Here is a 25643-nt window from a genome sequence, read left to right on the forward strand (position 1 = left end):
AAAAATCAGGTTAGGGTTTTCCTCATTATCACAGTGAGACCCTTAATCAATGATGATTTCACCATGGACTTGATGACTTGGGAGTACCAAACTCTACCGCTCATTACATTTTTAATCAAGTTGCCCGTGCCATCGATGGAGAAGGCGCTCATGTCCAATCTTCCCATGATTAGGTTATCAATACCGTAGGTACCCAGGGATACGTAGTAAGCCAGTGATAAATTCCTAATTAGTGGATTAACGAGGTTTAGGTAATTTCTTGAGAAATCCTGTGGACTACCTGACTTTCTTAATGCAAGGGCTGCCAATGCGCCCGTGTACATTGCGTAGAATATTCCCTCACCTGTTGTTGGGTCTGCAAAACCACCTGCATCGCCTGTTAATACGATGCGTTTTGTGGTTAGGATTTTACGGTGCTTGATAGGTATCGGGTGACCTAATACAACTCCCTCCCTTAATCCTAGTTTATTCACGTAATTTATTAATTGAGTTCTATAGTTGCCCCAGTGTATTGAGCCCATACCAACATCGTACTCACCATCACCCCTCGGGAATACCCAGGAATAACCCCACTTGATTCTCGTCATATCTATTATGCAAGTATCATCAAAGTAATTACCGTGGGCTATCGTCATGAAAGCAATCGCCGTGTTAGCCCTAATGTCGTTACCAAGCGCCTTAGCTATTACGGAATTGACGCCATCAGAAGCTATGACATACTTACCAATGTAAGTATCGTTAACACTAACTATCTTCACAGAATCCTCATCATAGCTGATCCTCATCACCCTATCAACAACATAATCAACCCCCTCATCCAACGCCCTTAATAGTAGGTAGTTGTCGAATTCATCCCTAGAGACAATACTTATTATTGGCCTACTATCCGTAATAACGAAGGAACCAGCATTATTCACAACCACAACCTTACCGCAGTAATTACGAATAACGGGTTCAGGATCAATGCCCACATTCTGAAGTAGCATTATTGACTTTTGAGTTAACCCACCACCACACGGCTTAATTCTCGGGAAGCGAAACCTATCAATTATAAGTACCTTGAGACCGAGTTTTGCTGCTACGTATGAGGCCATCGATCCCGCGGGTCCTGCGCCAACCACCACAACGTCATAGGCCCTACTCATTTATAACTTCGTACATACTTCTTCCCTCTTTAAATTAATGCCTGCTTAGTTCTTGAGTTAACGTGCGTATGCGATTACGAACCTTAATCCATAGGCCAGTATTGCAATAATGCTGATTATGTATGGTATTGTGATTATTTGATTATTTAGAATTAGTATCACAATCGTGATTATTATTATCGGTATTAGTGATAATTCATGAACTAAATCCCTCAGGGATGTGGATCTAGGATTAATGGGTCCCTTGGGTGTTGATTTCCACTCCCACTCATCCGTTACCAGGGACTCAAGCGAATATACAAGCATTGGAAACGACATCACTATCATCAACAACGCGCTCCTAGTCATCTGAATTACAGAATTAGGTATGCTATAACCAACGTGCTTACCCAATACTAGTAATACTACGAATAATGAAAGCACTATAATGGCATTTAGGAGTTCAAGGAATAATATTGGTGCTGGCGGTATGAGTACACCAATTATTGATAGCACCAGCGTTATTAGCATTGACAATGCGGCGAAGGATATGCTGGGGAATTGAAGCATCCATAGAATACCATCAATCTTCTCCCACGTGGTGACTTTCCCTGAGGTTAATAACAAGCGTAGGTTATGTTTCATGTTCCATATGCCATTAAACAGCCACCTGCTAAACTGTTTCTTCAGTGATGGGTATGTAGACGGTACCTCACAGGCAACAAACTCGTCAATGAGACCCACCCTATAGCCCATTGCCCTTAACTTAATGCTCAGGTCAAGGTCCTCACCAGTACATCTACAAAAACCATTTACCGCATTGAGAACCTTTCTCCAAATAACAATATTATTACCACTAATCGCAGGAAAACCATTGCTCAAAAACCTACCCCTAATGAACACCTCATTGTACACGTCATACATGAACTTCATAAGTCTCGAGAAGGCATTATCGACTGTGTAATAACCCCTCCAAACAGCCGTGACTGCATCATACCCCATCATTAATTTATTAACGGCACTTAGCAGGTAATTACTTGGTGTTATTGTATCGACATCGAATATCGCTATTACATCACCCTTAGCATACCTAAGCCCGTAATTAAGCGCACCACCTTTATACCCTGAATTATCGGTTCTATGGATCACCTTAACATTAATACCGAGCCTATGTGATAGATTGTTCAGTATATTGATAATGCTGTTTACGTAATACTCAGGATCATCACTTATATATATCACCTCAAACAAATCCTTTGGGTAACTGAGTCTAGCTATGTTTTGTAGGCTTCTTTCTATCGTTAATGTACTTTCACCCTTTATGGGAATTAATATTGTTACGAAGGGTAACCTACTCGTTAAAGCCTTATTGCGTTGATCAACGGCACTCTTCACCTCCCTTAGGTATCCCAGGCTTTTTATGCCGTACTTAGTAAGGACTATTATTTGAAGTAGGCTTAGTATCAGCATTGCTATGGTTATAATGTACGTAATTAGCAATACAGCTTGGGAGATGGGTGTTAGGGGTCTTGTTATTAGTCCCCAGGGGTATTGGTTCATTATGTACTGCTGAATTAATTGCTTAGTTAGTTCCCTAACCTCAATACTTATTGGCTCATTCACGCTCATTCGGTAATGCCTAACCCACCGCGCTTAGTCTTTATTTGGTTTTCTCTCCCTCTCAATCAGTTCCTGAAGCCTCAATAAGGCATGGTCATAATCCATGGAAAGCACCAACAACTCAGAGTCGCCATACTTAGTTATTAATTCATGGTTCAGCAAATCAATTATACAATCCTTAATGGGCTTCCCTGTTACGAATGAGTATATGGCTATGACCCTTTTAGCCTGGGCTGAGATGTCCATATCGAGCATGTCGCGATAGAGCTCCGACATTTTCTCGATCATTCTCACGACATCATCAAGCCCTAGAGAATCCCTTATTCTAATTTTAGAACCCTCAATCTCAGCGTTTATTCCCATAATATGCATAGCATCGATTACTATATCTATCGGCATTGCAGCCTTCAACCTAGCCTTATTTAGTATTAGCGATATGTCGTATGTTCGAACACCATACCTACCCCTCATCATCCTAACATCATTGTATATCCTCCTGATTTCTACGGCATAAAGCTCAACCTCATGGGGCTCGCCCTGTATGGAAACATGAACCCTGATGCCACCACTAACATCGTATTTAATGAGTAATTCCTTGCTCTTAATCCTGCTCGTAACAATCTCCATGAATGTCAACGCCTCATTTGTATTGTTGAACGTGAACACCAACTCCCTACGCACAATTAATCATTGCATCAAATAAAATTGGCTTAATAAGCTTAGCCAACCCTAGCCCTGTTTAGCATTGGGTGTTTCGTTTATTGGCAGTACCGAGACAATAACGTGGTGAGGCATGCTGTACGCCTTAGCTATCTCACTTTCTATCTCAGTTGCAACATTGTGCGCAGTAACAACGTCAATACCCGGTGGTAAATAAACCAGTACCCTCATAACATCAACACCATGAACATTAATCACCTGCACATCACCCACATAACCACCATACTTGGAACTAATGGCGTTAGCCAAATCCTTAATTTCGTTGACGTTGATCACGCTCTTATCAGGCTCCACGTGAACCCAAACCCTTGCGTCAGGAACCACACCCTTGATGCTACTCTCTATCTTCTTGATAGCACGATCAACATCCTCCAATTTGGCATCGCTTTTTATCACAGCATGCATACTAACCACAACACCACTTGGTGAATTAACTATATTGAGTTCATGAACATTCACTAAGACTGGATCCTCAACCCCCGCAAGTGCCTTCTCAATTCTTTCACGAAGCATTGGTTCGATATGAACCATCACCATGGACGAGCCAACATCACGCTTAATGGCGGACTCAACATTATCGGCTATCCTATGAGCGTCGGACACGTCTAAATGGTCTGAAACGCCTATCGTAATCTCTATATGGGCCATGGACCCCACCCTCCTCGCCTTAACATCCTTAACCGCCAACACGCCAGGTACGGACATGGCAGCAGTCGTAGCCCTTCTTGCTAGGTCTTCGGACGTCCTATCCATAAGCTCATCTATCGAGGTCCTTATTAATCGAACACCAATTATTGAGAAGTAGATGACTATGCCGAATGCGAGTAGGGAATCGAGAACTGTGCCCCATATATTAAATAGCCCTGGGCTCAATAAATCCATTAACTTACCCATAATTATTAGAGCAATAACCGATGCTGATATTGCCACATCACTCATGAAGTGGTAGGAATCAGCTTCAAGGGCCCTACTATTCCACTTAATGGCAGCATTCTTCAGCGCCCTTGACCTATTTAGGTCTATTATTATGGCTATTACCATGACCACGGCAGCCACAGGGTCTGGACTGAATGGAACTCTCATTATTAAACGCTCAGCGCTCTCATAACCAATGAGTATGCCAGTAACTATTATGAATAATGAACCAAACAAGCCGCCAATACTCTCAGCCTTACCATGACCGTAAGGATGCTCCTTATCGGGCGGCTTAGATCCCACACCCACAGCCACAAGGGTTATTGTTGTTACTAGGATATCTAATGTTGTGTGCATGGTTTCGGCAAGCACAGCCAAAGAACCCGTTAATAGCCAAGCCACCGCGTTCATTATTGTTATGGATACAGATGCGAGTAGGGATAGGAACGCTATCCTAGTCTTCTCATTCCTCATTATCGATGAAACCCTCCCCATTTCTTCCAACTTTACTTCACTGGGGTCATTAATTAGTCTATGGGTTTTCATAATTTCCGATATCAAAATTGATATTGAATTTTTAAATCTTACGCAATCCAGGACGCGAAGGGTTTATTAATCTCGCACTTTAGGGTTACCCTAATGATATTGGCACGAAATGGTCTATCGACAATGATTAATATGGTAATTATGGGAGTAGCACTTACGATACTGGGGCTCGGGGCATTTAATATAAACTTCCTACTACACCCACCTAGTCAACTAACGGTTGGTGAGATATTGATAGTATCCTTATTTCTAGGCATGCTTCATGGCATAACACCTGACGAACACACATGGCCCATAACCTTCAGTTATGCAGTTGGTGAGTACAGCACCAGGGGTGGTATAAAGGCAGGCTTCCTATTCTCACTCGGTTTCACAATACAGAGGGCATTCTTGACGACACTCGGTTTCATAGGCTTGGCGTACTTCTACATGAAGTATAATTTAGACGGTCCCGTGTACTTCATAGTTGGTTTAGTAATGGCGATAGCCGGTTCGTACATACTAAGGGGCAGGTATATACACATACCCTTCGATGTGCTACTCGGTGGGCATAAACACCACACCAATGAGGCGAGGAGGGTACCGCTCCATGAGGCTCACCCGAGGGAGGTGCCAATAAAGATGACGATAGTTCACGGCTTAATAGCGGGGTTTGGGTTTGGGGCCTATGCATCGATAATAACATTCGTACTTGCGCCACAAATGCCAAGCATTTGGTATGCACCGTTACCTGGGCTAATGTTTGGTATTGGTACCATGATAATGCAGGTAATACTTGGTGCAGTGTTTGGTGGTTTGTTAAGGGCTAAGAAGCTTAGCGAGGAGGAGATTAAGTATGTTGGTAGGAAGACGGCAGGTATTACGTTGTACTACGGAGGCATCGTGTTCGCGCTAGTTGGGCTCATAATAATCTTTCTGCCGCAGATAGATGCTTGGGCGATAAGTACGGGAATACCGATACCAAACCTGGACGCAGTTGATATTGGTTTCTTGCTCGTGATATCCGTTGTAGGCATAATAGGGCTCTATGGGATAATAAAGTCCTATAGGGAGGCCGTAAAATTACATGACATGAATTCAAAATGAGGTAGTTTTAACCTAATTAATCCATCCTGGAGGTTTAAAACTAAGCCTTGGATTCGGTCTTTATTAGTGCCAGAGCCTGAACAACCCTCTTAATTAATTCTAAATCAGACTTTATCCTCGTATAAACATCCTCAGGAACCTCACCCTTAGCTTTGTTCTCCTCGAGCTCCTTTATCATACCATCTACTTGGTCTGTGGTTAAGGTTGTGACATCCATAGATCTAAACCAATGTTCCTTAATGCCCTTATCTATCTCATCAACCTTCGACTTAGCCTCCTCATACATGTTCGATAACTTGGTTAGCGTATCTGTCAGTTCCGCGGATGTCTTTGAGTACCCCTCCTCATCAATTAGTCCTAGCTCCTTCCTAACCTTGAGCATGTCTAGCTCCTCGCGTATTGAGTCTATGCTTGCCCTGAGTTCATTAATCCTAAGCATAAGTAGTACGTTGTCGGCGTCCCAATTCCTCTTTACGTTACTTACCGCCGACTTATAGTCAGACCACATGTTATTTAGGCGTTTAACTTGCTCGACATAACTATCATAAACCCTATTAATTTGCCTTAGTAATTCTTCATATATCTTCAGCATCTCGTCACTCATGATATCACCCCCTCAATTTCCGCCTTGAGCTTCTCGTAAACCTCCTTACTTATTTTACCATCCCTATACATCTCCTCTAGCTTGGCCAGGGATAGCTTGAGTTTGCTCACCTCAGGCGTTACGGTGGTTAGTAGTAGTCTCCTGTAGTGTTGATTTATTGTGTTTTCTATCTCTTGGTATCTTGCGTTCAGTTCTTTAAGCTTATTATCAACCTTATCAAACCTCTTCTGAATACTATCCTTAAGCTTATTGTACGTGTCATCATCTATCAAACCCATACTCCTCCTAAGCTCTACTTCCTTAAGGTCATCACCGTACTTATTGCGTATCCTCTCAAGAATCATAATGTACCTCCTTAACTTAGCCTTCTCAGTGTCCCAATTCTGTCTTGCGGATTGAACCGAACTCTCATAATCCTTCCACTTATCATTAAGTGCCTTAGCATTACCCTCGAACCTAGCTATTATGGATTCACTGCTCCTTATCAACTCATCCTCAGCCTCCAATGTTGTCTCAGTACGTGTAGTAACCACCGTGGTGGTTGCGGTCGCGGTCACGGCTTGTTGGGTTTGCTGTTGTTGTAGTGGCTGAATGGTCTGTGCAGGCTTGGTCTCAGCCTTAGCCTGGGCACCCCTACTTCTCATGTACTGAACATATATTGGGCATTCATAATAATCACCAAAGCAGTACCATTGGAATGGATTAATTGATCGTTGCGCATATGTGCATAGGTATCCACTGGCTGTTCTTTCAAGACCTGGACAGACAGCCCTTGCCATTGTTACTTAGTCCTGTATTTCATTACTTATATATGTTGCGTTCATTGATACATGGGCAATTATCAAAGCAACGCTGAAACGTAATCACTATGTACCCCAAGATCCACATAGTAACCACCATCATCCACATAAACCATAACCCTCCTTCCGAGAGCCACCAATCTCTCTATATACCTATTCATATCCAGCCTCTCCCTACCCAACCACTTTATCGTGAACCCCCTCATTACGTAGATACCAGTGACTATCGGCAATGTTATTTCCGGCTTTTCACGCCAACCCTTAAACTCACCGTTCGGCCCAATATCGAGAACGCCATACCTAGCCGTTAATTTATACCTCACAGAAACTATCGTAACATCAGCACCACTGGATCTATGCAACTCCAATGCCTTAGGAAGGGATATATTTGTTAATACATCGCCGTTAATGACCACTACATCATCTCCATCATTAACGTAATCCCTAACATACCATAATTGACCAGCCGTGCCCAATAATTGATCCGCAACCACAAATTTAACATCACGAAGTACATTGCTGAGGAATGAAACTACCTTGTCGGCCATGTACGCTGTTACCACAATGACATCACCATACCTCAACCCCTGATACTTAAGCCAATCCAATATTCGCTCTATTATTAAGCCATTGCGCAACGGTAAGTAGGGCTTGGGAACGAGGTACGTGAGCGGCCTTAATCTCTCCCCAAGACCAGCCGTCAATATTACAGCCTTGATTTCACCGAAATCTGTGGTGGCCACAATCATAATTATAAACCAGGATTTATTAGGAATTAGGTGCTTAACACGTATGTGGCTTAACCAATTAGGTCTTCACTCAACACCTCGGTAATAAGGTAAGATACTCATGAGATTTCAAGAACACAGTTAGCGTTATAACTGTTATGGGTTTTGGTGATAAAGGTTCTTATGAGTTATAAAGGTCATAAATAATTCTTTGACCTTCTATATCTACTTCAAAATGTACGTATGTACTGTGCGTTACTCATAATCGAGAGCGTTAGGAGCGCTGATAAATTGTTTTTAGGGTTAATAAGGTATTCATGTGGATTTTCGAAACCTTACATGTAATCCTTAAGTCCTAACTTCTTAAGGTGTTTATTTATTACGGAAGCCTGTTTATCGAGTTGCTTTGCCTCCTTAACAATGTCCCTCTCCTTAATCTCCATATTCCTTAAGTCGAGCAAGCACCTACCGTCAGATGCCATCACGTGCGCATCACAAACCGCGTATTGACACTTGTAACCAATGCACACACCGCCAAACAACGTGCATTGAGTAACGACCTTATTGCCCTGCCTAACTATCTTTAGAGCCTTCTTTGCGCATCTGAGGTATTGGAAGTTGCACCAGGTACCGTCGCAGTACTTAACCTTTACCTGAACATTAGTCCTGGACACGTGAATCCCCTAACTCCTAAATAACCTAGCACACCCATCATATATAAGTTTTTTCCATTGCATTAGTTAATTATTTCAACCTACCCAGAACCTCCCTAGCAAGTTTTGCATAGCCTAGGGATTCGAGGAAATCGATGACCTCACCAATCTTAGGCGATGACCTAGCACCTCTCCTGGTTACCTTGAGCGATGCGGCTGCGTTTGCAAAGACCAACTTATCTATTGGGTCTAGGTCCAGTATAGTGGCTGTGACGTAAGCCGCCGCGAATGCGTCACCGGCGCCCGTGGTATCCACGGGAGATACCCTAAAGGCATCAGAGTACTTAACCTCGCCGTCCCTAAAGAGTAATGCGCCGCGTGCTCCCAACGTAACAACCAACTCCTTAACCCTAACCCTACTCACTATATTCTCAGCAGCCCTAACGAAATTCTCTGAATGACCTAGCTCCCTAGCCTCGAAACTGTTCATAAACCATATATCAACACCATCAACAACATCCTTAACAATATCAAGGCCCTTCCGTGCAAGCGGTGTTCCACCATCAACAGAGACCATTAAACCCATCGACTTAGCAATACGCTTAGCAACCTCAATAATCTCGGTTCTACCGAGTGCTATATGCACGTGCGATACCCCATCAATGACATCCTTAGTAACGTCATCAGGCGTAAGCCCTAGGTTGGCACCAGTATACCTAATCATTCTCTTTGACCCATCGAGACCAACAATCACTATTACGGTACCCGTTCTCTCATGACTTACACGTTTAATGAACCGTGTATCGACACCCTCGGACTCCATCTCCCTAATGAGCATTTCGCCGAATTGATCATTACCAACAGACCCAAGGAACCTAGAACCAAGCCCAAGTCTTGCTATGGCCACTGAGAAGTTGGCGGCAGAGCCACCACCGCCCATGTATGTTTCATAGGCGTCGATAGACTCATCAGGCCTTGGTATACCGTCCGTCTTTATGTAAATGTCGAGGTTTAAGTTGCCTATTGATAGTACTACGGCTCTATTATTCACGCGTAGCTTTATTAATCGGGTTTATTAATTTTTGACTGTGGGTAGTCCTGGCATTGACGTAAAGAAATTACTTGAGTTGAGGGATAGGCTTGAGGGTAGGATTAAGGAGCTCCAGGATGAGCTTAACCTCCTCAATGAGATTAAGGAAGTCCTTGATGGTGTAATTAAGTCACAATCAATAGTGCCAGCCACGGAGTTGGTGGCTAAGCCGCAGGACTTGGGCAGGCTTGTTGAGACTAGAGAAATTAGGTCTAGAGTTGGTAATGAGTTGTTGGGTACCGTCGAGATTTACGAGGGCGGCGTCAGTATAAAACCTGTGAAGCCGTTTAACAAGGATAATTCAGCATTTAGAAGGTTCTTTAGGGATAAAATACTCGAGGGATTTAAACAGGAGGATGATAAGTTGGTCAAGGATGGGCAGTTGAGGAGGGAGGAGGCCTTTAGTTACGAGATCAGGCTAGATGGTGATAATGTCGTTGGTATAGTGATTAGGAATTATAGGTCTGATGAGAGGCTTAGGGAGATAATTAGGGCTATTAGGTGGACGCTTGAACGTGTTTTGAAGGAGGAGGCGGAATAAGTCCATCATGGATTAGCTGACTCCTCAATCTTAACCTTCTTCTGCTCCTTATACATTTCAAGTATCTCATCAACCGTTGTTGCCTGTTCAGGCGATTTATCGGTCCTATAACGACCTGTGAACCTCGGGAATCTTATGGCCAAGCCCACATCAGGCCTTATGGAACCCATGCAGCAGGTGTGCAGTGGGCTGAGTGTTATCTCTGCACCGATTATCTCAAGTACAACGGCAGGTACAAACCACACGTCAGGCTCCATCTTCGAAACAACCCTGGGGTGCCTATGCGGTATCCTGTACTGATCAAGCAACTGCCTTAACTTAACCAGGTCCTCGTCTGTAAAGCCGCTACCGACCTTACTGACTGTATAGAATTGGTCAGTCTTTGGATCGTAGGCTGCTATTAGGAGTGCGCCGTAGGTTCCAGCCCTCTTCCCACGCCCCCAGAATGCACCAACAACCACCAGGTCTAGGGTATCTGTTAACTCGCTTCTATAATCACGCTTATACTTTATCCACAACCAACCCCTGGCACCCATCTCGTATATCGAGTCAGCCTTTATGGACTTGCACATGACTCCCTCGCAACCATCACTTATGGCCTCATGGAAGAACTTATCCAGCTCCTCGGCATTATTAATCACTCTCCATGTGGCTAGATGAACATAATCACTAGGCTTGAGTATCTCGAGGAGCTTCCTCTTCCTATCGATGAGAGGTAGGTTCGTTAGGTCCTGGCCATCTACGTACATTAAATCAAATAGGAATATGTTGACTGGATACTCCCTCATGGCCTCCTTAACATCATGCTTCCTCTTCCTATGCATCAATTCCTGGAACGGTCTAAACTCCCCAGTGTCTGGATCAATTGCTATTATTTCACCCTCTACTATGTACTCCCTAGCATCTATTGCCTCCTTAACATACTCAGCCACATCAGGGTATGCGTAGGTTATGTTCTCAAGCCTCCTACTGAATATCTTAACCTCACCATCCCTTGTCTTATGTATCTGGGCTCTCTCACCATCGTATTTATACTCAACCATAGCGATGCCACCCAACTTAGCCAATATCTCGGCCGCCGTACTCAACCGCTCAGCTAGCATTGGTTGTATCGGTACACCGGGCGTAACGTGTATCTTATCCAACGCCGCCTGACCGCCCTGGGCGATTAGCTTGGCTATGTAACCAAGGTCTGGGTATATGTGGTAAGCCCTCTCCAGTCCATCCCTAGAAACCTTGTAGGCATCGGATAAGGCATCGAGTATTGTCATGTCGGCAACCCCAAGCCTCAACCTACCAACAACAAACCTGGCGATGTACTTAGCCTCCTCAGGCTTTGCCTGGGAGAATAGGTAAGTCAACAACTTAACCTTCGTGTCCTGGGCACCCTCACCGCTTGCCTTGGCTATGGACATGAGAGTATCGTAAACCTTACCCATCGTTAATTCCTCACCACCCCCACCGCCGAGGAACTCAAGTATTGATTTACCACCGCCCTGTTGCGTCTTCGTACTCATAATCCTCCTAGCCGTCTCACCAACATCACCAAGCCTCTTGTATAAGTCCTCAACCTGCTTTACAGGGGCGCCTGAGGCGTTTGATAATGCCTTAAACGTTAATTTCTCAGCAACCCCAAGCTCCACACCTTCCCAGTCAGGCCTTAATTGGCCGAGTATGAAGTAGATGACTTTATCAATAACGTTTGGTGGCGTCTTCTTCAATAGGGAGGATAATAACCTGGACATCACGGTCCTCTGGGTTGTTGCCTCAATACTCTCCAGTACTTTAACAACCTCCATGAACTTAATGTCAGCACTACTCATACTCACTCAATACCTATTAGCCCCTAGTTAATAAATTCCTTTATGCACATAATACATGGGTACTACCCATAATTACAGTTATAGGCTACATTAAAACTTAATAATGCAACCACTATGGGGCTTCTAATGTCAATAAACCCGGACTCCATACTGAATGATGTACTGGATATCGTTAGAGCACATAATAGGTGGCGCCGTCTCGAAACAATAAACCTAATCGCGAGCGAGAACGTGATGTCCCCCCTAGCCGAGTACCTCTATATAAACGATATGGAGGGTAGGTATGCGGAGGGTACGTTGGGTAGTAGGTATTATCAAGGCGTTAAGTTCATCGACAAGCTTGAGGGCGTAGTTACGGAATTAATGAAATCCTTGTTCAATTCAAAGTATGCAGACGTTAGGCCAATATCCGGTACCATAGCCAACATGGCTGTGTACGCTGCATTAACACAACCAGGTGACACGATATTTTCAATACCCATAGGTGCTGGCTCGCACATAAGCCATAGGGTCACGGGAGCCCCTGGTATCTTGAAGTTGAAGGTGGTCAACCTACCGTGGGATAATGAGGAGTTTAATGTGGATGTTGACGCAAGTATTAAATTAATTAAGGAAAATAAACCGAAAATAGTAATACTAGGTGGTTCGGTATATCTATTTCCGCATCCCATTAAGGAGCTCCTTGATGCGGTGCATGAGGTTGGTGGTTATTTAATGCATGATTCAGCCCACGTACTGGGTCTCATAGCAGGTAGGGCATTCCCAAACCCACTTGATTTAGGTGCTGATTTAATGACATCATCAACGCACAAGACCTTCCCAGGACCTCAGGGCGGTGTTGTGTTTACGAATAATGAGGAATTATTCAAACAGGTACAGAAAGCGGTCTTTCCCGGCTTAACATCCAACTACCATCACCATAGGTATGCTGCCACGGCAATAACCGCTATAGAGATGATGAAGTTCGGCGAAGCCTATGCAAAGCAAGTAGTCAGCAATGCCAAGGCACTAGCGGAGGAGTTGCACGCACTCGGCTTCAGCGTTGTAGCCGAGAAGAAGGGATTCACGAAGACCCACCAGGTTCTTGTCGACGTATCAAAGTTGGGTGGCGGTGCTAAGGCTGCTGTGAGGCTTGAGGAGGCTAACATAATAGTTAGTAAGAGTGCACTGCCCTGGGACAAGGCGTTTAGGGAGGAGGTTGGTGGTTTAAGGCTTGGTGTTCAGGAGATGACTAGGTTTGGCATGGGTAAGGATGAGATGAAGGCTATTGCGGAATTCATGTTCAGGGTTTTAGTTAAGGGTGAGGATGCGGCTAACGTGAGGAGGGAGGTTATGGAATTTAGGAGGGAATTCACCACGGTTAGGTATGGATTAACCCCAGAGGATCTCGGTATAGGGCAGTCAATAAAGATGATAATGTAAAATTATAATTCACTGACCCTGAACCTGGGTAGTTTCTTTAGGGGGTGTGATTGTCACAAGGGGCTTTTCTCGACCTATCACAAATAAATAATCAATAATTGTCCTTACCTCCTTACCATCCTCAGTGACTATAACTGCAGTGCCCATTCTCCTAATGTGCGTTTGTATAATCTCTGTTATCTTCCCATAATAACCAACGTTTCTCCCATCAACCACAAGCCCCAGGGCACCCACCTCAAGCCTTACTGAGTCCAAAACCCTATTTTCCTCAAGATCCACCAAGACCGAGTCTAATGTCGAGTACTTACTGCCTTCCTCATAGGGTAATTGTATGTTCCTACCATCATGCAGATTAAGTTGTATCTGGCCTCCCTTAACCATGGTCTTATTCTCAATCCTACAAAGCTTATACCTAGCCTCCTCCTTACCAATGGGTATTGGCCAAAGGAACTTCGTTGGATGCGGCACCATCCTGTAAACCTCGCCCGTCGGCACAATCTCGATAACGTCCATCAAACCCACCGGGAACTTGTAATTCCTCCTAACAACACCATCAACCTTAATCAAGCCCTTACCAATCACGTACCTAGCCTCCCTAAGCGTCTTAGCGTACCTCAACACATCCCTAACCAATATCGCCAAGGGTAGTGATGAACCTAAGGGATGAGGCCCAGGGCTGGGTCTAACGGCCCAGGTAGCCTCCTTCGTAGATATTGGCCACCACTCAGGTGCTTGATAACGCCTAAGGTGTCTTCTCGGCATTGATCATCACCGTGGTTACCCCTTATTAAAGGCTTTTCTCATTTTCTACTCCCTGCCCACTACTCCGTTGCTCGCTACCACCCTGACCAACAACAATAACCTCAGGCTTACGAACAGCCCTGGCCTCCTTAGCCTCCTCAAGCCTCTTGAGGTACTCCTCGCGTTGTTTCCTAGCCCTCTCAATAGCCTCAAGCCTCCTCTTATCGCTCGTGTCCAGCTCAACAATCATTACCTTAGATGGGTGTATTGGGTAGTAAACGGTTTCACCGCTCGGTTTCTTTGAGGTGGCTCCCTCAACGTATATCCTCATCCTCCTTAAATCAACCTCAGTAACCTTACCCCTAACACCCTTGAAATCACCCCTCAGTATGAGAACCGTGTCGCCCTTTCTAACAGGCAGCCTCTTAATACCATACTGCCTCTGCAAATCCTCACTAAGCCTAGCCGTCAACAGCCTATGCCTAACATGGAGTGGCGCATTATACAGCGCCTTCCTCTGCTTCCTAGGCTGCCTAGACCTTGTTAATGTAACCATGCAAGAAACCCATGACACCAATCACTTAAAAAGTTTAGCCTATATCGAGGCTAGGTAAATTCCCAAGAACATGACTGCGGAACCCACAAGCTCCGGCGGTGTTGGTTTAATCCCGAGTATTAGGTAGTTGAGGGCCATGGTTAAGGCTGGCACGGTGAATATGTACGGCGTGGCATTGGAGACGCCAATCGTATTGACCATTAGATACCAAACCAGGAATAACACGGCACCGCCAATAACAGACGTACCTAACAAATTCTCAATAAATGCGATGGTCCACATGATATGCAACATGCCTGCAAAGCCGTTGATCGCCAAATCCATAAGCGCCAACAACACTGCACCTAGTATGAACATGTTAGACACAACAATTAGGCCATCGTAATTACCCAACTTCCTAAAGTAAATACTATACAACGCCCAAAACACGGCATTCACTACGGTAAGTATGGCGCCCACCAGGGACACACCCTCCATTATTGATGAAATACCGTAAATTGACACGCCAACAAAACCGATAAGGGCACCAACAACATTAAGCGTTCTCGGTTTCTCGTGGATCAACACCATTGATAAGGGTATGGCGAATAAGGGCATGGTGTACCCAAACACGGCTGAGGAACCTGGATCTACCAGGACTAAGCCATAAGCCCACAATGCGGTGCTTAGCGATGAGAATAGGCTCAGTAACAATAAATCCCTGTTAAATACGAAGTAGTACTTACCACCGTTCATGATTGACGATGTGATTGCCAAGGCAATGCCAGCCAACAGATACCTAATCGCCATGTAACTCAATGGCGTTGCATAACGAAGTCCGAACTTCACGAAGAAGTAATTGAGGGATGCGGATACTACGTAAATCGATAAGTAACCAATGAATGCACCTCTCCTCATCAATTTGCTCGACATTTAGTAAGCTTAAAAAGCAATCATCGAATAGTTTAGAGCCAAGTAAGGTATTAATTACGCGGTTAGACCCTAAACTGTGCATTATTACGATAAGGAACCCACATTTAAGGAACTGAGGGTTAGGAAGATTAGGACCATAATTAGGGGCATACCACTGACCCTAGTGCTAGCCCCTGGTGTCTTCTCGAGCGAGCACGTTGATGAGGGAACTAGGTTGTTGGCTGAGAATATGGTCATAATGAGTGATTGGGATATCCTAGACATGGGCTGTGGCTACGGTGTTCTAGGTATAGTGGCCGCGAAACTAGCACCAAAGGGTAGGGTTGTCATGGTTGACATCAATAAGCTAGCCGTTAAACTCGCCATGATGAATACCAGGATTAATGGCGTAAGTAATGCGGAGGTTCGTTGGGGTGATCTCTACAACGCCGTAGTTGGCGAGAGATTCAACACGGTAATATCAAACCCACCAATAACGGCAGGCCTCGAGCTAAATAGGAGATTAATAATTGGTGCCAGGGAGCACCTGAAACCCGGTGGGTTACTGCAGATTGTTGTTCCTAAGAAGTTAAGGTCTAGGTTTGAGGAGATTTTGTTTAAGAATTACGATGTTGTAGAGAGGGTTGCCAAGTCGGGTAGCCACGTAGTTTTTATAGCTAAGTTAATGCATTAGCCCTTGAACTCTAGCCTATCCAGCCTATCCATCAACCTCCTCTGCTCCTCCCTAATCCTATCAATCTCCTCCCTTAGCCTCGCATACTCAACACCCCTCTGCAACTGATCCCTAATCCTCCTAGCCACATCCCTTGCATAACGCCTAACCCTACCATCCAAATCCCTCACCGACAACTCATCGAGCACATCGAGGAACCTCGGATCAAGAGCACCCTCCACAGCCGCTATGGCCGCAAACCTAACCCTAAAGTATGGATCCTTAAGTAACATCCTCAACCTATCATAAACCCTCCTATCACTAACGAACTTGCTGAGGGATTGCACAGCAGCAACCCTAACGGGGGTTGGTTTACCAAGCTCGGTATAACTCAACAATGTACTCACGGCATCCTCAGAACCAAGCTCAGCCAAACCCTGCAATGCACCCTGGGTTATGACGTAATTATGGCTCGGGTAATCAAGGGCCTTAACCAGGTACTTACCGTACTCGGCAATCCCGACCTTGCCAAGGGATTGGGCAGCCCTATACCTAGCGTAGTAGCTCTCCCTGGTGTTCTCAAGAACCTCGACCAACGCCTTAGCCGCCTCAACCTTACCCCTAAAGTTACCTAGGGCTTCCACAATTACCTGCCTAACCCTCGGGTGCTGCTCAGCGATTAATGCGTTAATTAGCACCTTCAAGGCCTCGTCGGTACCAACCCTACCCAATGCCCTTGCCGCCTCAGCCCTAACGCCCCAGAACTTATCATTACGCAGCGCACTGCTTAACCCCTCAACAGCCCTCGCGCTACCGACCCTGGCCAGGGCATCAATGGCCTCCAACCTACACGGCAAGTTACCACTTCCTAACTCAGCCAGGGCCTCCTCGACACCCTTATCCGCATTCACAGCCTTAACACCAACCTTAAACTGTGGATCAAGGCATACGTACTGCGGTTTCTCGCTGGCTGGTATGTATAGCGTAGCATCCCTCTCATTAAGCTCGAACCTAAACGTCTCAGTCCTACCGCCGGAATAACCGATCTCGAGCTCGAGCGGCAGCCTATAGATCGGGTATGAATCCTCACCCTGGGTTTGGCTTATACTCAACCTAATCATCCTGATACTCGGGTCATAACTCCACGAATACTTAATCACGGGGTGGCCTGCCGAGTATACGAATTGTGTGAAGAACCAGTCCAGCGGCTGCCCAGAAGCCTCCTCGAGCGCCTTCCTGAGGTCCTCCGTATCAGCATTGCCGTAGGCATGCCTCGTTAGGTATAGGTTTATGCCCCTTCTGAATGCCTCATCGCCGAGCAGGTTACGTAGGGTGTGGAGGACCAAGCTTCCCTTCTCGTACGTATGCCTATCAAACGTCTCCTCGGGATCCCTATACAGCCTAGTCACGATAGGCCTCGCGTACCTATTACCATACTCATTTAGGTACGACCTAAGGTTTTGGTAAAGCTCGTAAATGAACTCATCACGGCCCTTGGCATGCTCGGTATACATGGCCTCGAAGTAGGTCGCGAACGCCTCATTAAGCCAGATATTGGCCCAATCCTTAGTCGTCACATAATCACCAAACCACTGATGAGCCAGTTCGTGAGCTATTAATCCATCTGAAGTGAAATCCTCCATACCTGGACAGGGGAATTTACCGCCAGGGCAGTGGGCGTGTTCATCGTGCAGTGTTGTGTCTGTTATTATCGTTATTGTCGTGTTCTCCATACCGCCATATATGAATTCGCTGACTGCAGCATGCTTGTAATTCGGCCATGGGTATTTAACGCCTGTGTACTCGCTGTAGAATTTGATCATATCGCAGAGCCTATGGAACGTGAACCTAGCCCTATCAACCATGCCCCTCGGCACGTAATTCTCTATTGGCACGCCATCACAATTATCCCTAATAACCTCAAACTCGCCGGCGGCGAAGGCTATTAGGTAGGCTGAGTGCGGTTTATCGAGTTTCCAATGCCACAAGGTCTCATTGCCGAGGTCCTTACTCTCCACTAAAACGCCATTGGACACTGCAATCCAGGTCTTCGGAACAATGATCTCCATCTCGCTGGTGAACTTGGCATTGGGATAGTCAGGTAAGGGCATCCAGTAATGATTATCCTCACTCTCACCCTGGGTCCAGACCATGGGAACCCTATCCCTATAATACTCATCAGGCATCACGAAGTAGAGGCCCTTCCTGGGCTTGGCCTCGTACTCCACCGAGACCACGTGATCGCCAGAACCAACATAGACCCTCAGGGATTTACCATCATACTCATACCTAGCCTCGGTTCCATCAACCCTCACCGATTTAACCCCCATCTCTGCCGCATCAAATTCTATGTAGCCCCTCTCCGTGGTTACATTAATTGAGTACTCTACATGTCCATTAATCGACTTATTACTAGCGTCGATCCTCACCCTAATCCTTACATGCCTAACCGTGTAACCGTAATACCGAGGAAACTGGGGCCTATAATCAGTATATACGAAACCACGCCCGATTAGGTAACCAGGCTTATCAAAGGACACATCAACGGGCTAAACCACAGCCTAAAATGCATTACCTCCAGGCCCATTTTACGCCTAGAAAAGCCTCACCTTCAGTACGGAAAGCATGTACGTTTTACCCTGTGAGCTAGTCTTAACAACCCTCTGTCCAAGCAATGGGAACAGTCTCTTCAGGGTTAAGAAGCACTCCTCATCATCAAGCAGGAACGTTATTACGGAACTAACCGGCGCATCCCTAAAGTGCTGTATAGCCAATGTACTACCGTATGGGCAACCCACGCCCCGTAAATCCACCGTCAACTCCCCAACCCTCACAACAACCCATTAATGGCGCAGCTTAAAGTGATTGTTTTCTATGCATTTTTTTGCATTTTATATTCCCATGGCATACCGCAATCAACATTTACGTAAGGTTCATAAACTCTAACCATTGCTTGCTACACAATGTCTGCCGGTAGGGATTTCGTGAACCAAGTACTTACAGAGATCGAGAACTCAATACTAAAACCCCTCGAGGACATTGAGAGCAGTGTTGAAGGTATCCTTGAGGGAATCGCTGAAGGAATGAACATAGAGAAACCCAAGGTCGTAGCCACAATAAACTTGGTTAACGAGTGCGGCGAATTCGTGGGTGAGGATAAACGGTGTCAGGGCATTGCGGGTAGGTACTTACCTGAGGAAGCAACAATACTAATCAATTACAGGGTGGACATGAACACAATAATACACCTACTAGCCCATCACATACATGCCGTGGAGATCGGTAGAACCAAGTATGCGCAGGTTAGGAAGCTTGAGGAGTTAAGGCTACCCTGGGAATTAAGACCAACAGAGGTTATTGCCATGTATAGGACTGCGTTGTTAACCAGGACGTTGAGCTCCAGGGCTTGGAGGACGTATAATGAGGAGGTTAAGCCCAGGATTAGGGAGATTGATGAGAAAATAAACAATGCAAGGCTCATGGTTAATTACCTCGAGAGGCATGCTGAGTACGTATTCAGTAGTAGGAAGCCTATTTGACATTTATCCGGTGTAATTCCACACTTTAATTAGATCATTGTAATACTTTATGATTATCAGTTAAGAATATTGTGATAAAACTTAATTAGGAGTTTATTTAAAAAGTGAGGCATCTATGTCCGTAACCTGGGCTCTACCCTTCAAGGAAAAGTTAACACCCGAAATCGGTAAGGAAAGAGCCGTAGATCCTGAGGAATACAGAAAGATACACGAGGAGAGCCTCAGGGACATTGAGGCGTTCTGGTCAAACGTAGCAAGGGAACTTGAGTGGTTCAAGCCCTGGGACAGGGTGCTCGTTGCGGATCCACAGCCACCGTTCTATAAATGGTTCGTTGGTGGTAGGTTGAATGCCTCATACCTAACCCTGGATAGGCACGTTAAGGGTGGGCGTAAGAATAAGGTTGCCATAATCTGGGAGGGCGAGCCTGTCGATCAATCAGGCAACCCCACGGAGGTTAGGAAGCTGACGTACTACGACCTATATCGTGAAGTGAATAGGCTAGCCTACGTACTAAAGAATAAGTTCGGTTTGAAGAAGGGCGACACCATAGGCATATACCTACCCATGATACCCGAGCTACCCATAGCAATGCTCGCAGCAGCCAGGCTAGGTGTAACATTCACAGTGGTCTTCAGCGGATTCACAGCCCAAGCCCTTGCCGACAGGTTAAACGATGCAGAGGCTAAGCTTGTCATCACGGCCGACGGAGGCTATAGGCGCGGCAAGGTGATTAGGCTGAAGGATATTGTGGATAAGGCCCTTGAGCAGTCGCCCACGGTTAAGAACGTCATTGTTTACAGGAGGGTTGGGTTAACGGACATCAACATGGTCAAGGGCAGGGACTACTGGTGGCATGAGGTCATGGTGGACGTACCAATGAACACCTACGTCGAGCCAGAGCCGGTGGAGAGCGAACACCCACTATACATACTGTACACATCAGGAACCACAGGCAAGCCCAAGGGCATAGTTCACGATACGGGAGGCTACATGGTGCTACTCCACGCAACAATGAAGTGGGTCTTCGATGCCAGGGAGGATGATATACACTTCTGCACAGCCGATATAGGGTGGGTGACAGGCCATAGTTACATTGTATTTGGACCACTACTCGAGGGTATGACCACAATCATGTTCGAGGGAGCCCTGGACTACCCGAACCCAGACAGGTGGTGGGCAATTGTCGAGAGGTATGGCGCGTCTATTCTTTACACAAGTCCAACAGGCATTAGGACGTTGATGAGGTTTGGCGATGACTGGGTTAAGAAGCACGACCTATCCACAATAAGGCTCATGCACTCAGTCGGCGAACCCATAAACCCAGAGGCCTGGCGCTGGCTTTGGAAACTTGCCGGTAGGGAGAAGGTCCCGTTTGGATCCACGTGGTGGATGACGGAGACGGGCGGAATTTTGATATCGCATGCGCCAGGCCTCGCCCTAGTGCCGCTGAAGCCGGGTACGAACGGCCCACCATTACCTGGTATAGATGCTGATGTAGTTGACGATAACGGTAAACCAGTGCCGCCGGGGCAGAGGGGTTACCTAGTGATTAAGAGGCCGTGGCCGGGCATGTTACTGACCATATGGAAGGACCCAGATAGGTACGTGAGGACGTACTGGAGTAAGTTCCCGGGGATGTTTTATGCAGGTGATTACGCGGTTAAGGATGAGGAGGGCTACTTCTGGATACTTGGTAGGGCTGACGAGGTCATTAAGGTGGCTGGGCACAGGCTTGGGACCTACGAGTTGGAATCGGCATTAATACAGCACCCAGCGGTGGCTGAGGCGGCGGTTGTCGGAGTACCGGATCCGGTTAAGGGTGAGATCCCCGTGGCGTATGTCGTGCTTAGGCAGGGCGTGCAACCGAGCGATCAATTAAAGGCTGAGTTGAATAATACGGTTAGGGAGCTTGTGGGTCCAATAGCCACGTTGTCGAGCATATTCTTCGTAACCAAGCTACCCAAGACCAGGAGCGGCAAGATAATGAGGAGACTAGTAAAGGCTGTCGTGACTGGGCAACCACTCGGTGATGTAACCACGTTAGAAGACGAGGCAAGTGTTGAGGAGGTAAAGAAGGCTTACGAGGAGTTCAAGGCAGAGATCGAAAAACTTAGTAAGCAAGGGTGATTTTATGACGGAGAAACTGCTAATCCAGCACCGCTTGGTCTCTCTGGTTTTGCATTAACCACATTGGTGCTCAGCCTATTTAATGCCCACATAATAACGGCCGGCTCAGACGTGGTTATAGGGCTTGCGGCATTTTACGGAGGACTCGCCCAACTATTGGCTGGGATTCTCGAGTGGAGGGCTGGTAATACGTTTGGCTACGCCGCATTCTTTACATATGGTGCCTTCTGGGAGTGGTACTTCATAACAGTCCTGCTTGCCTATATGGGCTTAATAACCATTAGCCCCGCCGGCCTGAGCGCCGTGCTTGCCGCCTTCGGGGTCTTCACATTCATCTTCTGGATCTACACCTTTAGACTTAACTGGGCCCTATGGTTTGTATTCCTTACATTATGGTTAACATTCTTTTTATTAGCCGCTGGGTTAACAATCGCCGGCGGCTACATGGGGATAATAACGGCATCCCTCGCTTGGTACACGGCATTCGCATTAATCGCCCAAGAGGTCTTTAACAGACCAATACCATTACTAACATCACCACCAATCAAAGTTAAAAGTGAAACCGCAAAACATTAATAAATGCCATTACATATCCATCTCAAAATTACTCCTCATTTTACTATAAGTAATACATTAACGTACATGTTTCAACTTTCAACAAATTACGGCATTTAGGAATAAATATTAACTAAGCTAAATTGCACCTACTAGGCTGAGCCCTTTAAATCATTGATTATCAACTCCGCAACCCTCCTACCACTAAGCAACATGGAGCCGAAGATGGGGCCCATCCTTGGTAATCCATAGACGGCAGCTACAGCCATGCCTGTAACGTAGAGTCCCTCGACAACCTTACCCGTATACTTAACAACCAAATCCTCGGCGGTGCTCGCGAAAGCCGACTTCTCGCCACGCAATACTATGCCTAGCTCAGGGGTTTTCCTAGAGGCTACCGCGGCGACCTCAGCGTCATGCCCTGTCGCATCGACGACAGCCCTTGCCTCTATGAATATTGGGTCTGTGTGAATACCTGCCATCTGTACTGTTGACCAAATGATCGCCACACCAGCAACCCTGGGTGGATTATCCCTATATATCACATCATCAACATGCACACCCAATAGGAACTTAGCCCCAGCATCAATGGACTTGGTCGCCAGTTTCGCAATCATCTCAGCGGGGTCGACAACGAACAAGCCATCACTGTACTCAACAAGCCTAACACCAACCTCCCTCAGGATCTCGGAGGCTGGGTACTCAACAACAATCCTAGGCAGGTGGTTCGCGGCGCCACCAATACCACCACCGAAACTGAACCTCCTCTCAATAACCAAGGTCTTCAACCCAGCCTTGGCCAGGTAGTAGGCTGCAGTCATGCCCGAGGGACCGGCACCAACGATTAAGACATCAACGTTTGAGTACTCATCCAAATCCTTCAGTGCATACCTCACTATAGCCCTTGTTATCTCAGATTCGGTTATTGGTGATTTAGCCATAAACAATCACTTGGTTATGGGTTAATAATTATCCATTTATAAGCATTTTTTAGACACACAAAGCCTGGCATGCCCATAACCTTTAAATATAACATTGTTATTGATTCATTATGCCATTCTTATTGAACACAGGGACGGGGCAGGTTAGGTGCACTTACTGCGGTAAGGTAATTATTGGACAACCCATAGTGGTTAAGACATGCTGTGTAAATAGACCCTGGGTATTTTGTTCGGAGGAATGCTATAATAAGTTCCTGATGCAGTGGTTAAGGAATCAGGAGGCCCATAGGGGTAAGGGCGTACTTAGGAGGGATGTGTTGTAGTTCCATAATACCTCCTTTAATAAATGCGTGGCTTAAAGCCAGAGTGGGTTATTAATCTCCGTGCAGAGACTTGGGTTGGGTATGGTTAACATAATTAGTCCGAGGGTTATGTTGGTGTTTACGTGGGGTGGTGAGGAGTTGGTAGCGGCAATGACCGACGTTGTCTATAGGGCCTATAGTATCGAGGATGCCCTGGATAGGGTCAGGAAGAACCCAGACATTGTTAGGCGTAGGATAACCAATTTCCTCAGGGATGGCCACCACAGCGTGTTGGAGTTCATGGGTGCGTCCTGGTTCATTGAGGGTAGTAGGGCGTTTACGCACGAGTTGGTTAGGCATAGGGTTGCTTCGTATTGGCAGGAGAGCCAGAGGTATGTGGACTATGCCAAGGGGCAGTTGCGATACGTCTTACCACCCAAGCTAGCCAGTGAATTGGGGAGTTACTTGGAGAATGTGGGTCATGCTTACGTGGGTGCCAGGAGTTCCATGGAGCCTGAGGACGCTAGGTACATCCTACCAAACGCAATGGCTAGCAGGGTTTGGGTGCAGATGAACGTGAGGGAGTTCTTCCTGAACTTCATTCCCCTTAGGACGGGCTTGGGAGCGTTCCATGAAATCAGGCTCATCGCGTGGCTAATGTTCAACACACTACTCGATAAATTCCCCATAACAGCCAGGTGGGTATGGGACAACCTACCAAAACTACACCCTGATTATTGCCGTAATGTAGACAAACTAAAGACTATCTATGGTACCGAGGACTGCAGAGTAATAAGTATCAAGGACGCATTCGAAAAATGGGGAATCGAGATACCAACACCGCTCAGGGAACTCATCAGCAGTTAGTTTTTAGGTGAAAAACGCTGATTCGCTCATCTTTCTTTAGATTGAAGATAATATAATGCTGACGTCCTCATTTATTGCCTTAAGGAATTTAATGAGTCTCTTATCTATCGTTAGAAAGTTTAGGTTGTTATCGTGAGCTACCACGTAAAGCATTAGGTCAATGATATCGTTAAATCCCTGCCTCCTTAATTCTATTGCCTTAAGTATTGCTGAATCCTTGGATCATAAGCTCTCCTACTTAGTATCCATGAGATTTCGAGTAGGTTCAATTCCGTATAGTATATCTCAACCTCTCTATTCCTGAATTTAACCCATAATCTCTTTAGCAAATCATCGACGTCACCCTCAACCTTAACACCAACTATTGGGAGGAGGAATGATGTGTCAAGAAGAATTTTGAGAGCCTTCATTCATAAACACCCGTTGCTCTTCCTCGCTTATCTTCTCAATCTCATCAACGCTCATGCTAGCGAACTTGGGTCCCTTTAGCGCAAGCCAGAAGGGGTCTGGTATAGGTATCATAACGAGCTTATTATCCTCAACAACCAACTCCAGGTACGTGCCCTCGCTAATTCCGACTTTATCCGCGATCTCCTTGGGTATGTATATTGTGCGTTTCTTACTAACTCTAACGATTCTTCTCGGACTCATAATTAAACTCAGAAATTAATTAAAGCTTAGCCTCTTTTAAATTTTCTGAGATAATCATCATACATCTAGTTTAGACCGGCCTCCTTGCCGTTTTGCGGTTTATCCGTGCTTTCCCTTGTCCGCCTTG

Annotated in this window: 26 protein-coding genes and 1 pseudogene; 9 read left to right on the top strand and 18 right to left on the bottom strand. The window is 45.9% G+C overall.

The genetic code is table 11. The features are described 5' to 3' along the window. Positions 1–5: 5 nt before the first annotated feature. Genes B7L70_RS01840 through B7L70_RS01855 form a run of 4 tightly spaced genes read right to left on the bottom strand, consistent with a single transcriptional unit; the run spans position 6 to position 4925 of the window. Positions 6–1145, bottom strand: a complete 1140-nt coding sequence (locus B7L70_RS01840; RefSeq protein WP_081226200.1) for a geranylgeranyl reductase family protein — start codon at positions 1143–1145, stop codon at positions 6–8. 57 nt (positions 1146–1202) lie between these two features. Then, positions 1203–2753: a glycosyltransferase family 2 protein gene (locus B7L70_RS01845; protein WP_081226201.1), complete on the bottom strand. Its 1551-nt coding sequence runs from the start codon at positions 2751–2753 to the stop codon at positions 1203–1205. Between the two features lie 24 nt (positions 2754–2777). After that, on the bottom strand, positions 2778–3425 hold the full coding sequence (locus B7L70_RS01850; RefSeq protein ID WP_081226202.1) for a DUF2067 family protein: 648 nt from the start codon (positions 3423–3425) through the stop codon (positions 2778–2780). Positions 3426–3473: 48 nt separating this feature from the next. After that, a complete protein-coding gene (locus B7L70_RS01855; RefSeq protein WP_081226203.1) occupies positions 3474–4925 on the bottom strand; it encodes a cation diffusion facilitator family transporter in 1452 nt (483 codons plus the stop codon). Positions 4926–5066: 141 nt separating this feature from the next. Here B7L70_RS01855 and B7L70_RS01860 point away from each other — a divergent pair, with 141 nt between their 5' ends. Then, a complete protein-coding gene (locus B7L70_RS01860) occupies positions 5067–6011 on the top strand; it encodes a hypothetical protein (protein WP_081226231.1) in 945 nt (314 codons plus the stop codon). Between the two features lie 40 nt (positions 6012–6051). Here the strand turns inward: B7L70_RS01860 and B7L70_RS01865 are convergent, their stop codons facing one another. The 5 genes from B7L70_RS01865 to B7L70_RS01885 form a co-directional block, all read right to left on the bottom strand. Continuing rightward, entirely contained in the window at positions 6052–6615 is a 564-nt protein-coding gene (locus B7L70_RS01865) for a hypothetical protein (RefSeq protein ID WP_081226204.1), read from the bottom strand. Further along, the gene (locus B7L70_RS01870; RefSeq protein WP_081226205.1) at positions 6612–7394 is read right to left on the bottom strand and encodes a hypothetical protein; all 783 of its coding nucleotides are present in this window, start codon (positions 7392–7394) and stop codon (positions 6612–6614) included. The genes B7L70_RS01865 and B7L70_RS01870 overlap by 4 nt, the downstream gene beginning before the upstream one ends. Positions 7395–7456: 62 nt before the next feature. Continuing rightward, positions 7457–8158, bottom strand: coding sequence for a nucleotidyltransferase family protein (locus B7L70_RS01875; RefSeq protein ID WP_238376042.1), 702 nt, complete (start codon positions 8156–8158; stop codon positions 7457–7459). Between the two features lie 320 nt (positions 8159–8478). Continuing rightward, positions 8479–8817 (bottom strand): hypothetical protein, encoded by a 339-nt coding sequence (locus tag B7L70_RS01880; protein WP_081226207.1) that lies wholly within the window; start codon positions 8815–8817, stop codon positions 8479–8481. A gap of 70 nt (positions 8818–8887) precedes the next feature. Further along, the gene (locus tag B7L70_RS01885) at positions 8888–9847 is read right to left on the bottom strand and encodes a carbohydrate kinase family protein (protein ID WP_202908661.1); all 960 of its coding nucleotides are present in this window, start codon (positions 9845–9847) and stop codon (positions 8888–8890) included. Positions 9848–9884: 37 nt separating this feature from the next. On the opposite strand from B7L70_RS01885, the gene B7L70_RS01890 reads away from it, so the two are divergent. Beyond that, the gene (locus B7L70_RS01890; RefSeq protein WP_238376043.1) at positions 9885–10427 is read left to right on the top strand and encodes a hypothetical protein; all 543 of its coding nucleotides are present in this window, start codon (positions 9885–9887) and stop codon (positions 10425–10427) included. Positions 10428–10432: 5 nt separating this feature from the next. On the opposite strand, the gene B7L70_RS01895 is transcribed toward B7L70_RS01890, so the two are convergent. Continuing rightward, positions 10433–12235, bottom strand: coding sequence for an ATP-dependent DNA ligase (locus B7L70_RS01895; RefSeq protein ID WP_081226234.1), 1803 nt, complete (start codon positions 12233–12235; stop codon positions 10433–10435). Between the two features lie 141 nt (positions 12236–12376). On the opposite strand from B7L70_RS01895, the gene glyA reads away from it, so the two are divergent. Continuing rightward, positions 12377–13672, top strand: a complete 1296-nt coding sequence (gene glyA, locus B7L70_RS01900; RefSeq protein WP_081226208.1) for a serine hydroxymethyltransferase — start codon at positions 12377–12379, stop codon at positions 13670–13672. A gap of 9 nt (positions 13673–13681) precedes the next feature. Here glyA and B7L70_RS01905 read toward each other — a convergent pair whose 3' ends face one another. The 3 genes and pseudogenes from B7L70_RS01905 to B7L70_RS01915 all read right to left on the bottom strand — a co-directional run bounded on the left by B7L70_RS01905 (position 13682) and on the right by B7L70_RS01915 (position 15866). Continuing rightward, positions 13682–14434 (bottom strand): 30S ribosomal protein S4e, encoded by a 753-nt coding sequence (locus B7L70_RS01905; protein ID WP_081226209.1) that lies wholly within the window; start codon positions 14432–14434, stop codon positions 13682–13684. Between the two features lie 166 nt (positions 14435–14600). After that, a pseudogene (gene rplX, locus B7L70_RS01910) lies at positions 14601–14969 on the bottom strand (50S ribosomal protein L24); the annotation flags it as partial. A gap of 39 nt (positions 14970–15008) precedes the next feature. Then, complete coding sequence (locus tag B7L70_RS01915; protein WP_081226211.1) at positions 15009–15866, bottom strand: DMT family transporter; 858 nt, start codon at positions 15864–15866, stop codon at positions 15009–15011. 91 nt (positions 15867–15957) lie between these two features. Here B7L70_RS01915 and B7L70_RS01920 point away from each other — a divergent pair, with 91 nt between their 5' ends. Beyond that, positions 15958–16554: a class I SAM-dependent methyltransferase gene (locus B7L70_RS01920; RefSeq protein WP_081226212.1), complete on the top strand. Its 597-nt coding sequence runs from the start codon at positions 15958–15960 to the stop codon at positions 16552–16554. On the opposite strand, the gene B7L70_RS01925 is transcribed toward B7L70_RS01920, so the two are convergent. Further along, positions 16551–19073, bottom strand: a complete 2523-nt coding sequence (locus tag B7L70_RS01925) for a M1 family aminopeptidase (protein ID WP_081226213.1) — start codon at positions 19071–19073, stop codon at positions 16551–16553. The genes B7L70_RS01920 and B7L70_RS01925 overlap by 4 nt on opposite strands. Positions 19074–19127: 54 nt before the next feature. Next, positions 19128–19367 (bottom strand): hypothetical protein, encoded by a 240-nt coding sequence (locus B7L70_RS01930; protein WP_081226214.1) that lies wholly within the window; start codon positions 19365–19367, stop codon positions 19128–19130. Between the two features lie 129 nt (positions 19368–19496). Here B7L70_RS01930 and B7L70_RS01935 point away from each other — a divergent pair, with 129 nt between their 5' ends. The 3 genes from B7L70_RS01935 (at position 19497) to B7L70_RS01945 (ending at position 22776) form a co-directional block, all read left to right on the top strand. Further along, positions 19497–20072, top strand: coding sequence for a hypothetical protein (locus B7L70_RS01935; RefSeq protein WP_081226215.1), 576 nt, complete (start codon positions 19497–19499; stop codon positions 20070–20072). 115 nt (positions 20073–20187) lie between these two features. Next, positions 20188–22200, top strand: a complete 2013-nt coding sequence (acs, locus tag B7L70_RS01940) for an acetate--CoA ligase (protein WP_081226216.1) — start codon at positions 20188–20190, stop codon at positions 22198–22200. 63 nt (positions 22201–22263) lie between these two features. Further along, positions 22264–22776, top strand: coding sequence for an acetate uptake transporter (locus B7L70_RS01945; RefSeq protein WP_238376044.1), 513 nt, complete (start codon positions 22264–22266; stop codon positions 22774–22776). A 131-nt stretch (positions 22777–22907) separates the two neighbouring features. Here B7L70_RS01945 and B7L70_RS01950 read toward each other — a convergent pair whose 3' ends face one another. Then, entirely contained in the window at positions 22908–23696 is a 789-nt protein-coding gene (locus tag B7L70_RS01950; protein WP_081226217.1) for a sulfide-dependent adenosine diphosphate thiazole synthase, read from the bottom strand. A gap of 110 nt (positions 23697–23806) precedes the next feature. Here B7L70_RS01950 and B7L70_RS01955 point away from each other — a divergent pair, with 110 nt between their 5' ends. Next, complete coding sequence (locus tag B7L70_RS01955; protein ID WP_081226218.1) at positions 23807–24019, top strand: TRASH domain-containing protein; 213 nt, start codon at positions 23807–23809, stop codon at positions 24017–24019. A gap of 81 nt (positions 24020–24100) precedes the next feature. Next, positions 24101–24865, top strand: coding sequence for an FAD-dependent thymidylate synthase (thyX, locus tag B7L70_RS01960; protein ID WP_238376045.1), 765 nt, complete (start codon positions 24101–24103; stop codon positions 24863–24865). Positions 24866–25056: 191 nt separating this feature from the next. Here the strand turns inward: thyX and B7L70_RS01965 are convergent, their stop codons facing one another. Both B7L70_RS01965 and B7L70_RS01970 read right to left on the bottom strand, forming a co-directional pair. Further along, positions 25057–25275 (bottom strand): hypothetical protein, encoded by a 219-nt coding sequence (locus B7L70_RS01965; protein ID WP_081226220.1) that lies wholly within the window; start codon positions 25273–25275, stop codon positions 25057–25059. Continuing rightward, a complete protein-coding gene (locus B7L70_RS01970; RefSeq protein ID WP_081226221.1) occupies positions 25250–25516 on the bottom strand; it encodes an AbrB/MazE/SpoVT family DNA-binding domain-containing protein in 267 nt (88 codons plus the stop codon). Before B7L70_RS01970 ends, B7L70_RS01965 begins: the two co-directional genes overlap by 26 nt. Positions 25517–25643 lie beyond the last annotated feature (127 nt).

The organism is Vulcanisaeta sp. EB80, assembly GCF_002078205.2.